11 protein-coding genes and 1 pseudogene are annotated in these 12,236 nt (G+C 63.5%); 9 read left to right on the top strand and 3 right to left on the bottom strand.

What is annotated here, in order from left to right:
- Window positions 1–163 precede the first annotated feature (163 nt).
- The 9 genes and pseudogenes from PAA8504_RS09795 to PAA8504_RS09760 all read left to right on the top strand — a co-directional run bounded on the left by PAA8504_RS09795 (window position 164) and on the right by PAA8504_RS09760 (window position 8,768).
- Window positions 164–1,186: a LacI family DNA-binding transcriptional regulator gene (locus PAA8504_RS09795; protein ID WP_108893979.1), complete on the top strand. Its 1,023-nt coding sequence runs from the start codon at window positions 164–166 to the stop codon at window positions 1,184–1,186.
- Between the two features lie 138 nt (window positions 1,187–1,324).
- On the top strand, window positions 1,325–2,584 hold the full coding sequence (locus tag PAA8504_RS09790) for an ABC transporter substrate-binding protein (protein ID WP_219928911.1): 1,260 nt from the start codon (window positions 1,325–1,327) through the stop codon (window positions 2,582–2,584).
- 57 nt (window positions 2,585–2,641) lie between these two features.
- On the top strand, window positions 2,642–3,574 hold the full coding sequence (locus PAA8504_RS09785) for a carbohydrate ABC transporter permease (RefSeq protein WP_108893977.1): 933 nt from the start codon (window positions 2,642–2,644) through the stop codon (window positions 3,572–3,574).
- Window positions 3,571–4,401, top strand: a complete 831-nt coding sequence (locus tag PAA8504_RS09780; protein WP_108893976.1) for a carbohydrate ABC transporter permease — start codon at window positions 3,571–3,573, stop codon at window positions 4,399–4,401. The genes PAA8504_RS09785 and PAA8504_RS09780 overlap by 4 nt, the downstream gene beginning before the upstream one ends.
- 3 nt (window positions 4,402–4,404) lie before the next feature.
- Window positions 4,405–6,045: a glycoside hydrolase family 43 protein gene (locus PAA8504_RS09775; protein WP_108893975.1), complete on the top strand. Its 1,641-nt coding sequence runs from the start codon at window positions 4,405–4,407 to the stop codon at window positions 6,043–6,045.
- 85 nt (window positions 6,046–6,130) lie between these two features.
- Window positions 6,131–6,460, top strand: a pseudogene (locus tag PAA8504_RS22950) (ABC transporter ATP-binding protein); the annotation flags it as partial.
- A gap of 90 nt (window positions 6,461–6,550) precedes the next feature.
- The gene (locus tag PAA8504_RS22945; RefSeq protein WP_442417779.1) at window positions 6,551–7,048 is read left to right on the top strand and encodes a TOBE domain-containing protein; all 498 of its coding nucleotides are present in this window, start codon (window positions 6,551–6,553) and stop codon (window positions 7,046–7,048) included.
- Entirely contained in the window at window positions 7,045–8,115 is a 1,071-nt protein-coding gene (locus PAA8504_RS09765) for a Gfo/Idh/MocA family protein (RefSeq protein WP_108893973.1), read from the top strand. The genes PAA8504_RS22945 and PAA8504_RS09765 overlap by 4 nt, the downstream gene beginning before the upstream one ends.
- The gene (locus PAA8504_RS09760) at window positions 8,112–8,768 is read left to right on the top strand and encodes a ThuA domain-containing protein (RefSeq protein ID WP_108893972.1); all 657 of its coding nucleotides are present in this window, start codon (window positions 8,112–8,114) and stop codon (window positions 8,766–8,768) included. The genes PAA8504_RS09765 and PAA8504_RS09760 overlap by 4 nt, the downstream gene beginning before the upstream one ends.
- Before the next feature lie 103 nt (window positions 8,769–8,871).
- Here PAA8504_RS09760 and rarD read toward each other — a convergent pair whose 3' ends face one another.
- From rarD to eutC, 3 genes are all read right to left on the bottom strand, one after another.
- Entirely contained in the window at window positions 8,872–9,783 is a 912-nt protein-coding gene (rarD, locus tag PAA8504_RS09755; protein WP_108893971.1) for an EamA family transporter RarD, read from the bottom strand.
- 267 nt (window positions 9,784–10,050) lie between these two features.
- Window positions 10,051–11,238, bottom strand: a complete 1,188-nt coding sequence (gene doeA, locus PAA8504_RS09750) for an ectoine hydrolase DoeA (protein ID WP_108893970.1) — start codon at window positions 11,236–11,238, stop codon at window positions 10,051–10,053.
- Window positions 11,239–11,241: 3 nt separating this feature from the next.
- On the bottom strand, window positions 11,242–12,234 hold the full coding sequence (gene eutC / locus PAA8504_RS09745; RefSeq protein WP_108893969.1) for an ectoine utilization protein EutC: 993 nt from the start codon (window positions 12,232–12,234) through the stop codon (window positions 11,242–11,244).
- Window positions 12,235–12,236: the final 2 nt, after the last annotated feature.

Below are 12,236 nucleotides of genomic sequence, written 5' to 3'. Positions count from 1 at the left end.
GCTTGGAAGCTGGGCGCTTATGACCCTCAGGGGGCCGAGCGTGCGATAACCTTGCCCGACGCCGAACGAACGGTTTTCCGCGCCACGGCGGTTCGGTTTGCGCACCCGAACCCATCTGTGCAAGAAACCTCTTCTATGCTGTAGGTTGGTCAATGAGGTTCGAATGACACGATCAACCATCCACGACGTTGCGCGCGTCGCGAATGTTAGTCTTTCAACCGTAGACCGTGTCCTGAATGGTCGAAACTGTGTCCGTCCGGCAACCCGGGAGAAAGTCGAGGAAGCCGTTCGGACCCTGGGATATGTGCGAAACAGCGCGGCCGCGAACCTGTCCCGAAAGCGCAGGCTACGCTTTCTGTTTCTTCTGCCCAGCGGCGCCAACAGCTTCATGCGGAACCTCGAGGAGGAAGTTGTTTGCTACGCCCGTCCCCTGGCTGCCGACGGGATCGATGTTGTGGTTCAGGTCGTGCCGCCATTCGACGGAGGTGCGCTGTGCCGGGAACTTGACGCCATGCAGCCGGGCAGTTTCGACGGTGTGGCCTTCGTGGCGGTGGATTCCCCCGAGGTCAGGGACGCCGTGAAACGGTTGCGGCACGGGAACTTGCCGGTCGTCACGCTGGTGTCAGATTTACCTGCGGAACTGCGGACGCATTTCATTGGCATCGACAATATCTGGGCCGGACGAACGGCGGGTCGGCTTCTTGGCCGGTTTTGTGGCGCGGCCCGGGGCAAGATCGCCGTGGTTGCGGGGGCGATGATGATGCAAGATCATGCGGCGCGCTACTCCGGTTTCCGTCAGGTATTGGCCGAAGATTTCCCTCACCTCGAGGCCTTGCCTCCGATCGAAGCGCTGGACGATGCGGAAAGGGCGGAGGCGGGCCTGAGCGCTCTGTTGCAATCGACGGACGACGTAGTCGGAATTTACAGCTTGGGCGCTGGCAATCGCGGGGTCGTCGCCGCTTTGCGAAAGCTCGAGGATGTCCCTCCCGTCGTGGTCCATGAACTGACCGAACATTCCCGGCGCTGGTTGCTTGCGGGGACGATCGATGCGGTCATTCGCCAGGATCCCGCCCGCGAGGCGCGTTCGGCGGTTCGCACGCTACTCTCGATGTCGCAGGGCAAACCGTTCCACAAGGAAGAGAATTGCGTCGGGATCGAGATCTTTCTCCGCGACAATCTTCCCTGAACCCGCATCCGGATCGGGCGTCCGGCTTCCTTTTTTAGTTGAGCCTTACCGAAGGTCCCCCTTTCCCCCGTCAAAAAATGAGGTACGTTAGTCAGAGTTCAGGCGGGCATAAAGCCGCCAAACATGGGAGGAGATTCGATGAAACTGTATGCAACCACCGCGCTTGCCGTGACCTTGGGCGCCGGGGCGGCCTACGCCCAGCAAACGGAGGTCAATATCCTCCGCGTGCAGCCGAGCGACGAGGAACAGGCGTTCTATGCGGAGGTCGAAGAGGCCTATGAGGCCCAGAATTCTGACGTGGACGTCGTGTTCGAATACATCGCCAATGAGGCTTACAAATCGAAGCTGCCCACGCTGCTTCAGTCGAATGCACGGCCCGACATCTTCTATTCATGGGGCGGCGAAACCCTGCGCGAGCAGGCAGAGGCCGGCTTCCTTCGTCCGATCGGCGATGTGGTCGGTGAAGAAATGCTGGCTTCTTTCCCCGACGCTGCGCTGAATGCTTACACCGTGGACGATTCACTGGTCGGTCTTCCGCTCTACGCGACCGAGGTTGTTTTCTGGGTCAACACCGACCTGACCGAAGAAGCAGGCGTCGATCACGAATCTATCGAGACGTGGGACGATTTTCTGCAAGCAGTCCAGACCCTGAAAGACGCCGGAATTACGCCGATCGTCGCGGGCGGCCAGGACAAATGGCCGGTGCACTTCTACTGGAGCTATCTTGCCCTTCGTGAAGGGGGGCCCGATGTCGTGACCACGGCCATGTCGGGCGAGGGAGGCGGCTTCGAGAACGAAGCGTTCGTCGCCGCGGGCCGGGATCTGGAAGAGCTCGTTGCGCTCGAGCCGTTCCAGCCCGGCGTGATGGGCACGACCTACGAGACCGCGTCGGGCATGTTCGCCGACGGCCAAGGCGCGTTCCACCTGATGGGCGACTGGGACTACCTTCCGATGCGCGGCCGGGCCACTGACGGGGTTGGGTTGTCGGACGAACAGCTTGCGATCATGGCGTTTCCGACGATATCCGATCCGGTGACCGAAGGTGGCGATGGCGCGACCCTTGGCGGGATCAACGGCTGGGCGGTCACGGCCGATGCCTCGGACGCTGCGGTCGATTTCCTGACCTTCATGTTGAATCGCGAAAACCAGGAAACGGTGGCCGAGCGCGGGATCTTCATCCCGATCGTCGAAGGGGCCGACGAGGCGCTTCCCAACGCGTTCTTCCAGCAGGTGGCGCAGGATATCTCAGAGTCCGACTACCACCAGATCTTCCTCGATCAGTTCCTCGGGGCTTCGGTCGGTGCGACCGTCAACGACGTGTCGGCGGACCTGATCGCGGGGGCCACGACGCCTGAGGAAGCGGCCGCGCGGGTCCAGGAGGCTTGGGACTTCCGCTGAACCATTCGGCGCGCCCCGACCGGGGCGCGCCCCACGCGACTCCGGGGAGGAGATTCGATGTCCGACACTACGCTGCCGCCGGATCGCCGGCAGGCATTCTCTGACCGTGTGCGACGTGCCGCGACGAACGGGCGTCTGACTGCGGGCCTGATCCTGCTTCCGCCGGCGCTGATCCTGTTTACCCTTTTCGTGATCCTGCCCCTGGGCGAGTCTGGCCTTTATGCCTTCTATGACTGGAACGGCTATGGTGCCCCGCAGGACTTCGTCGGCTTGCGGAATTTCGAGCAGATGTTCGGGCACTCGGTGTTTTCGATCGCGGTCTGGAACACGGTGAAGATCATCCTGATCTCCTTGCTGATCCAGATGCCCTTGGCGCTGCTTCTGGCGCTGCTGATCTACCGCAAGACGCCGACCAACGCGGTCTTCCGGCTGATCTTCTTTGTCCCCTACATCATGGCCGAAGTCGCGGCCGGCCTGATCTGGAGCTTCGTGTTCGACGGCAATTACGGCGTCACGGCGTCCATCGCCACGACCCTCGGGATCGAACGGTTCTTCGTCCTCGCCGACCGCGAACTGGCCTTTTACGCGGTCATGGTCGTGATCGTCTGGAAGTATTTCGGCTTCCACATGATGATCTACATCGCCGCCCTGCAAGGCGTGCCGGATGACCAGATCGAGGCCGCGCAGATCGAAGGAGCCAGCCGCCCCCAGATCGTGCGCCACGTACAGGTTCCGCACATCAAACCTGCCATCGCAGTCAGCGCCTTCTTCGCCATCATCGGCGCGTTACAGGTGTTCGACGTCATCATCCCTCTGACGAATGGCGGCCCGTCGAACCAGACCCACACCATCGTCACCTATCTCTACGAGTTCGGGCTGACGCGTCTGCGTATCGGCTATGGCAGCGCGGTCGGCGTGGTGCTGTTCATCGTCGCCGTGCTGGTGGCTGTGTTCTATCAGCGTATCTTCATGAAGAAAGGGACGGCATGACCGGTCCGCATGTCTGGCGCAACGTCGCGCGGCTTACTCTTCTGGTGATCGTGGCCAGCTTCGTGCTTGCCCCCCTCTGGGCGACCGTGATGGGCGGGTTCAAGACCAACGCCGAAATCCGCACCGCCGCCTTCGCCGTGCCGGAGGCGTTCAATATCGAGTTCTACGGCGCGATCCTGAGCGATCCGGCGTTCTGGCGCTATCTCGGCAACTCGATGCTGATCTCGTCCGCGGCGGTGATCCTGACGCTGATTGTCGGGTCGGCGGCCGCCTATGTCTTCGCGCAGATCAAGTTCTTCGGCTCGAACTTCCTGTTCTCCTATCTGCTGCTCGGGCTGATGTTCCCCTTTGCCACCGCGATCCTGCCGCTGTTCATCAAGATCCGCGACATCGGCCTGCTCGACACCTATTGGGCCGTCATTCTTCCCCAGACGGCCTTCGGCCTCAGCCTTGCCATCCTTCTGTTCCGCACCTTCTTCGCGCAGCTGCCGAAGGAACTGTTCGAGGCTGCCTATATCGACGGGTGCGGCTACGTCCGCTTTTTCATCATGTTCACTCTGCCGCTCTCGACACCGATCCTGGCCACAGTGGGCGTATTCGTCTTCGTGCAAAGCTGGAACAATTTCCTTCTGCCGCTCGTGGTGCTGAACTCGCGCGAAGTGTTCACCTGGCCGTTGGGGATGATGCAGTACCGCGGCGAATACGTGACCCAGTGGAACCAGACCCTGGCCTTCGTGACGCTGTCGCTGGTGCCCGCTGTCGTCTTCTTCCTTGCCGCCCAGAAATACATTGTTGCCGGTCTAACCGGTGGCGCCGTGAAAGGCTGACCCTTGAAGATTACCAATCCGATCCTGCCCGGCTTCAATCCCGATCCGTCCATCGTCCGTGTGGGCAAGGATTACTACATCGCGACATCCACCTTCGAATGGTATCCGGGCGTCCAGATCCACCACTCTCGCGATCTGAAGAACTGGTCGCTGGCGGTGCGGCCCCTCGACCGCGCCGCACAGCTCGACCTGAGGGGCGACCCGGACTCGGGTGGGGTCTGGGCCCCGTGTCTGACCTATGCCGACGGTCAGTTCTGGCTGATCTATACGGATGTGAAGCGCCGCGACGGGGCGTGGAAAGACAGCCACAACTATCTTGTCACCGCGCCCGCGATCGAAGGACCGTGGTCCGATCCGGTCTACCTGAACTCCTCGGGGTTCGATCCATCGCTGTTCCACGGCGAAGACGGGCGCAAGTGGCTGATGAACATGATCTGGAACCACAATCATGAAGGCGGCGACCGGTTCGGCGGGATCGTGATGCAGGAATATTCGGTCAGTCAAGGCCGCTTGGTGGGCGAAGTGCACAACATCTATCGCGGCACGGACCACAAGCTGGTCGAGGGTCCGCACCTCTATCGGCGCGACGGGTGGTACTACCTGCTGACGGCTGAGGGTGGCACGGGCTATGACCACGCTGTGACGATGGCGCGCTCACGCGACCTGTTCGGCCCCTACGAGACCGACCCCGCCAAGCATGTGCTGACGGCCAAGGACACTGGTCCCGACCACCTGCTCCAGCGCGCCGGCCATGCCGATATCGTCGAGACCCAGACGGGTGAGCACTTCATGGTTCATCTCTGCTCGCGCCCGCTGCCCGAGACGCGCACCGCGGTGACTGGTGCGGGGATCCATGCTGACGACGTGCGCCGCTCGCCGCTGGGGCGCGAGACGGCGATCCAGCGGCTGATCTGGGACGAGGGCGAGTTCCCCCGCCTTGCGCATGGCGGCAACGCCCCCGCCGCCGAGATCGATGGCCCGGACCTGGCCGAGGCGCCGGTTCCCATCATCCCCGCCCGCCGCACGTTCGAGGGCGGCCTGCCCCCCGAATTTCAGTGGCTGCGCAACCCCCATTGCGACCGCCTGTTTTCGGTCACCGAGCGACCCGGTGTCCTGCGGTTGTTCGGTCGCGAAAGCCCCGGCTCGCAGTTCGAACACGCGCTGGTCGCACGCCGGCAGGATGCGCTGGCCTATACCGCCGAGACCGAGCTTGAGATGACCCCGGATGACTATCAGCATTTCGCCGGGCTGATCGCCTGGTACGGGCGCAACAAGTTCCATTATCTGGCCGTGACCGCCGACGAGGCGGGGGAACGCAATCTGACGATCTACAGCTGTGCCGCCGACTGGCCCGACGCCGCGATCGAATATCCGATCAAGCCAGTTCCGCTGCCGCCGGAAGGCGGTATCCGCCTGGGTTGCGACGTCGACGGGTCCGAATTGCGGTTTCGCTATGCCGTCGGGGATGGCAACTGGATCGACGCCGGCGTGACTCTCGACCAGTCCGCGATCTCGGACGAGGCCGGGAACGGTCCGGGCAACAATTTCACCGGCGCATTCATTGGTATGTGCGCCCACGATACCTCGGGGCGCGGCCGCCCCGCCGATTTCCTGTCGTTTACCTATGAGGCCCGGAATGGCTGAAGTTCGCCTCGAAAACGTGACCAAGTCCTTCGGGAAACTCACGGTCATCCCGGACATTTCGCTGACCGTGCCGGACAAGTCCTTCACCGTGCTTGTAGGACCATCGGGCTGCGGAAAATCCACGCTGTTGCGGCTGATCGCCGGGCTGGAACGCCCCACCAGCGGCACGATCCGCATCGGGGGCGACGACGTGACCGATGACGAGCCGTCGAAGCGGGGCATCTCGATGGTGTTCCAGTCCTACGCGCTTTATCCGCACATGTCCGTGGCCCGGAATATCGATTTCGGTCTGCGTATCTCGAACATGCCGACCGAAGAGCGTGAGAAGCGTCTGGCCGAGGCGGCGAGGATCCTCGCGCTTGAGGATTATCTGGACCGGAAGCCGTCCGAGCTTTCGGGCGGGCAACGCCAGCGCGTGGCGATCGGGCGGTCGATCGTCCGCAACCCAAAGGTGTTCCTGTTCGACGAGCCCCTGTCGAACCTTGACGCAGCGCTGAGGACGCAGATGCGCGTGGAACTGGCCGAGCTGCACCATTCCATCGATTCCACGATGATCTACGTGACCCACGACCAAGTAGAGGCTATGACGCTGGCCGACCAGATCGTCGTGATGAACAAGGGCCGGATCGAACAGATCGGATCGCCCATGGACCTCTATGACACGCCCGCCTCCGTCTTCGTGGCGGGGTTCATCGGGTCGCCGAAGATGAACCTGTTACCGGGCAAAGCGCTTGGCCGACCGGACATCGCCACGGTCGGCATCCGCCCCGAGGATCTGGAGGTCACGGAGAACGACGGGTGGGACACGAAGGCCCGCGTGGTCGAGACGCTGGGGTCGGACACCATCGCCTATGTCCGCGTCGAGGATGTCGGCGAGATGACCGTTCGGCTTCCCGGCCACATCCGTTTGAAGGACGGTGATCGGCTCAAGCTGCGCGCCGACCCTGAGCGTCAGCATCACTTCGACGAGGATGGACGCCGCATCGAACGGACCGACGTATGACCGGGGTAGGTATCGTCGGCTGCGGTGTCATCAGCGGTATCTACCTCGACAACGTCGCGCGGTTGCCGGGCCTTGATCTGCGCGCGGTGGCCGATGCGAAGCCCTCCGTCGCGAAGGCGGTCGGGAAGGCGAGGCAGGTGCCTGCGCTGTCCGTGGATGACCTGCTGGCCCGGGAGGACATCGACATCGTCGTCAATCTGACGATCCCGGCGGCCCATGCGCCGGTCGGGCGAAAGGTGTTGGAGGCGGGCAAGCACCTTTACCTGGAAAAGCCCCTTTCGGCGACCCTTGCCGAGGCGCAGGACCTGACGCAGATGGCCGCGGATCGTGGGCTTCGGATCGGGTGTGCGCCCGACACATTCATGGGCGGGGGGCACCAGACCGCCCGCGCGGCACTTGATTCCGGGCGGATCGGACGCGCCATTGGTGGCAGCGCGACGATGATGGTCGCCGGTCATGAGCGTTGGCATCCCTCTCCGGATTTCTACTACAGCGACCCCGGCGGCGGGGCCCTGATGGATATGGGACCCTATTACCTGACTGCGCTGATCAATCTGCTTGGCCCCGTGCGCGAGGTCGCCTCCCTTGCAACCCGACCCCGCACCGAGCGACGTATTGCAACCGGGGATCGCGCGGGCGAGAGCGTCTCGGTGGAGGTCGACACTCATCTGCTGGGTCTTCTGGCCTTCGAGCAGGGTGCATTGGTGCAGATGGCGATGAGCTTCGATGTGCAGGCGCATTGGCACAGCCCGTTGGAAATCTATGGCACCGACGGCTCCATGCGATTGCCCGACCCCAATCGTTTCGATGGCGAGGTCGGTTTCGGCGATGGCAGCGTCATGGCAGCTTCGGATCGGGCCTACGGCGCCGATAATTGGCGCGGGATCGGGTTGGCCGACATGGCCGAGGCGATCGGCAAGGATCGCGATCATCGGGCCAGCGGCGCTTTGGCGCTTCACGTCCTTGAGGTCATCGACGCCCTGCATCGCGCCGCCGAGGCGCGGCGAACCATCCCAATCACTAGCGACTGTATCAGGCCGCAGATACTGGAAAGAGAACTGACATGAGTGACGCACGCGCGCTTATTTTCTGGGGCGGGTGGAAGGGTCACGACCCCGAGGCCTGCGCCAGTATCGTCTCGGACATCCTCCGGGCAGAGGGAATGGAAGTCACCTCGGTCGAGGGGGCCGATATCCTGCAATCGGAGGATCTGGACCGTTATGCGCTGATCGTTCCAATGGTCACTCAGGTCGCCTCGGACAAGGAAGGCGTCGACCGCCTGTGCGCCGCAGTTCGGGGTGGCGTGGGGCTGGGCGGATTTCATGGCGGAATGGGCGATGCGTTTCGCGACGCGCCGGCCTATCAGTTCATGGTGGGCGGCCAGTGGGTCGCACACCCGGGCGACTTCATCGATTACCGCATCGAGGTCACGCGCCCCGACCATCCGATCATGAACGGCATCGACAGTTTCGACTACCACTCAGAGCAATACTTCATGCATGTTGATCCGGGCAACGAGGTCCTGGCCACGACCACGTTCACGGGCGAGCACGCGCCGGAGACTGCGGGCACGACGATGCCTGTGGTCTGGACCCGGACCTTCGGAACGGGACGCGTCTTTTATTCCAGTCTTGGGCATGACTCGAAGGAGCTGTCGGAGCCGGCAGGCCGCGAGATCCTGCGTCGGGGTCTGGTCTGGGCCACCCGGACGGAACGCTAGGTCAAGACCCGGCAGCGATCAGGGGCGGGCCCTGATCGAGGTCCTTCTCATCGTCGCAAGAACGGTGTCCCCCGACTTTGGGTCGGCCGCGATCGCGACTTGATCATTGCGCGGGGCGCGCTGTGGTCCGCCGACGGGCCCGCGCGCTTCCGAACAAGGACCACGAATACACCGCCAGCGCGGACCAGATGAAAGCAAATCCGATCAATTGCCACGCGCCAAAGGGCTCTCCGAACAGGAAGACCGCCGTGAGGAAGATAAGGGTGGGCACGATGTATTGCAGGATGCCGATGGTCGCGTAATGCAAAAGCCGCGCCCCCGCCGCATAGAGGATGAGGGGGGCTGCCGTCAGCGGGCCTGCCCCGATCAGCAGCAGCATGTCCCAGCTTGTATGCTGGAACGGCCCGCCTTCCGGCAGGAGGAGCAAGAGCGCAAACGCGGGAATGGCCAGTATCAGCACCTCGAGCGTGAACCCTTCGGTCGCGCCCACGGGCACGACCTTGCGGAGCAGTCCGTAGGTCCCGAATGACCCGGCCAGTACGAGCGATATCCAGGGCAGGCTGCCGGCTTTCGCCGTCATGATCGCGACGCCAACCACGGCAAGCGCGATCGCGATGCCCTGGGTCCGGTTCGGCCGTTCAGCCAGGAAGACCGCCCCGAGCACGACGTTGACCAACGGATTGATGTAGTATCCCAGCGCCGCTGCCAGGGCCTGCCCCGAGATGATCGCATACACGTAGACCCCCCAGTTGATCGAGATCAGCGCCGCGGTCAGCGAAGCCAGCGCCACCGTTCGCGGATCGCGCAGATGCCGGCCGAAATTTCGCAGGATCCCTTGCCACCAAAGCAGAAGGATCCCGCATGGGATTGCCCAGATCACCCTGTGCCCGACGATTTCCAGCGCTGAGACATGCGACAGGGCCTTCATGTACAGCGGCAGGCACAGCCCCCAGATGCCATATGCTCCGATGGCGTATGCAAGGCCGCGCGGCACATTGGAATCGGAGGATGGCATGGGGCGGCCCTTTCGAAGCAACGCATGTCCATAATTCCGTGCCCCTCCGACGCGCAACCGCCTTTTACGGTGCGGCTGGCCCAGCAGATGTCCGCCGCCGGTATGGTCGGGATTCTGGAAGGCCGCTCGGTTTTCGGCGCGGTTGCGGGGGTGTGCAGGCGATGGAAGGGTGGGGCGAATGCCTGATGACCGGCGACGGTCGTGTAAATGGCCCGGCGCGCGCGCTTACCGGACCATGAGGGTTTCACGAAGACAGGCGGTTCGGAATCAGCTCTTTACGAGTAACTTCCGGGGAACGTCGGCGAAGCACTCCGGGGCGCCGTCTGTGATAGCGATGCTCTCGGTGATCTCGAACCCGAAATTGTCCAGCCACAGGCCGGTCATGAAATGGAAGGTCATGCCGGGCTGCAAGACCGTCTTGTCTCCGGGGCGAAGCGAGCAGGTGCGTTCGCCCCAATCAGGCGGATAGCTGAGTCCGATCGGGTAGCCGGTGCGATTGTTCTTGGTGATGCCCCACTTGCGCAGAACGTCGAAGAAGGCGTTGGCAATATCCTCGCAGGTATTCCCGGCCCGCGCGGCCTCGAGCCCCATTTCCATCCCTTCCAGCACGGCTTTCTCGGCGTCCAGAAACTGTTGCGTCGGCTTGCCCAGAAAGATCGTGCGCGACAGCGGGCAGTGATAGCGGCGGAAGCAGCCGGCGATCTCGAAGAAGGTGCCTTCGCCGGTCTTCATCGGCTTGTCGTCCCAAGTCAAATGGGGCGCTGCGGCGTCGGTGCCCGAGGGCAGCAGCGGCACGATGGCGGGATAATCGCCGCCGAAGCCCCAGTCCTCGTCATAGCGCAGGGCGGCGTCATAGATGTCGGCGACAAGATCGCATTTCCGCATCCCCGGCTCGACCTTTTCGGCGATGCGGGCGTGCATCCGTTCGACGATGCGGGCGGCCTTGCGCATATGGTTCAGTTCGGCTTCGGACTTGATCCCGCGTTGCCAGTTCACGAGGCCGGTGATGTCGACCAGCTCGTTCGCGAGGCCATCCGACAGCGCACGGTAGCCGCGGGCCGAGAACCAGTAATTGTCCATCTCCACGCCGATCCGGCCGGTATGCCAGGCGCGTTCGGTCAGCTTGGCGGCAAGGTAGTCCATCGGGTGCCGTTCGGTGGACTGTACGAAGTAGTCCGGATAGCTGATCATGTCGGCTTCGGCCATGTAGGTGGTCCGAATTGCGCCTTGTGCGTCCTGTTCGCGGCCGAACCACACAGGCTCGCCCGTAGGGCCGATGATCACCGCCTGGTGGACGTAGAAAGACCAGCCGTCATAGCCGGTCAGCCACGCCATGTTCGACGGGTCCGAGGTGATGAGAACGTCGATGCCCGCTTTCTCCATCGCGGCGCGGGTGCGGGCCAAGCGGTTTTCGTATTCGGCATCGGTAAAGCGGAAGGTGTCGATAATCGCCATGATCTAGCTTTCGAAAAGGGTGCCGGCCCTTGCGTCGCGGGCGCGGCGGACTGCGTGGTTTGCGATCGCCGTGTCCTGAACGCCGGTCCCGGTCAGGTCTGCGATGGTGATCTGCTCATCCGAGCGACGTCCGGGCGATGTGCCGGCGATGATGTCGCCCAGTTCGGGATAGGCCCGGTCCGCGGGGATAAGTCCGGCGGCAATGGCCGCGTGCAGCTCGCCCAGGGTGCGGGTCTGGGACAGGCGGTCGGGCACGTAGAGGTCGGCGCGCGACAGGCATTCGGGGTCGAGCTCGGACTTGCCGTGCTGATCCGATCCCATGGCGGTTACGTGCTGCCCCGGGCGCAACCAGTCTGCGTGCAGGATCGGTGTCGTCGAGGGCGTGGTCGTCACGATCACATCGGCAGCCATGACGGCGGCTTCTGCATCCGCAGTCGCGCCGACCTCGATCCCGAGGGCGTCGGAAAGCTGTTGCGCCGCGGCCTCGGCCTTCGACAGATCGCGCGCCCAGATCGTGGCGCGCTGAATCGGGCGAACGAGGCAGAGGGCGGTCAGTTGCAGGTGCGCCTGCATCCCGGCCCCGAGGATGGCGGCGGTCTGCGCATCCGGGCGGGCCAGGTGGCGCGCGGCGACGGCCCCTGCGGCGGCGGTCCTGATATCTGTCAGATACCCGTTGTCGAGCAGCAGCGCTTCGACCTGACCAGTCCGGGCTGACAGCAGCATCATCAGGCCAGAGGTCGAGGGAAGGCCGATCTTGGGATTGTCGAAGAACCCGGGCGAGACCTTGATGGCGAAGCCCGGCAGGCCGGGAACGAACGCGGTCTTCACGTCGACCTCGCCATTCGCAGGCTCAATGGCCATCGACAGGATCGGCGGCATCACGACCGACCCCGCCGCGAGGGTGCGGAACGCATCCTCGATCACGTCCACGATCTCGGTGTCGAGGGTCACGAGGCCCCTCAGATCGGCCTCCGACAGCAGGGTGATCCGGGGCATCG

Source organism: Palleronia abyssalis (assembly GCF_900302445.1).
Taxonomy (GTDB): Bacteria; Pseudomonadota; Alphaproteobacteria; order Rhodobacterales; family Rhodobacteraceae; genus Palleronia; species Palleronia abyssalis.
The sequence above is the reverse complement of the archived record's forward strand: the minus strand, read 5'-3'. Positions and strand labels throughout refer to the sequence as shown.

What these genes read in the sequence shown, in the direction of transcription:
- PAA8504_RS09795 (WP_108893979.1), top strand. Translation starts at nt 164, where the DNA reads ATGACACGATCAACCATCCACGACGTTGCGCGCGTCGCGAATGTTAGT.
- PAA8504_RS09790 (WP_219928911.1), top strand. Translation starts at nt 1,325, where the DNA reads ATGAAACTGTATGCAACCACCGCGCTTGCCGTGACCTTGGGCGCCGGG.
- PAA8504_RS09785 (WP_108893977.1), top strand. Translation starts at nt 2,642, where the DNA reads ATGTCCGACACTACGCTGCCGCCGGATCGCCGGCAGGCATTCTCTGAC.
- PAA8504_RS09780 (WP_108893976.1), top strand. Translation starts at nt 3,571, where the DNA reads ATGACCGGTCCGCATGTCTGGCGCAACGTCGCGCGGCTTACTCTTCTG.
- PAA8504_RS22945 (WP_442417779.1), top strand. Translation starts at nt 6,551, where the DNA reads ATGCGCGTGGAACTGGCCGAGCTGCACCATTCCATCGATTCCACGATG.
- PAA8504_RS09765 (WP_108893973.1), top strand. Translation starts at nt 7,045, where the DNA reads ATGACCGGGGTAGGTATCGTCGGCTGCGGTGTCATCAGCGGTATCTAC.
- PAA8504_RS09760 (WP_108893972.1), top strand. Translation starts at nt 8,112, where the DNA reads ATGAGTGACGCACGCGCGCTTATTTTCTGGGGCGGGTGGAAGGGTCAC.
- rarD (WP_108893971.1), bottom strand. Translation starts at nt 9,783, where the DNA reads ATGCCATCCTCCGATTCCAATGTGCCGCGCGGCCTTGCATACGCCATC.
- doeA (WP_108893970.1), bottom strand. Translation starts at nt 11,238, where the DNA reads ATGGCGATTATCGACACCTTCCGCTTTACCGATGCCGAATACGAAAAC.
- eutC (WP_108893969.1), bottom strand. Translation starts at nt 12,234, where the DNA reads ATGCCCCGGATCACCCTGCTGTCGGAGGCCGATCTGAGGGGCCTCGTG.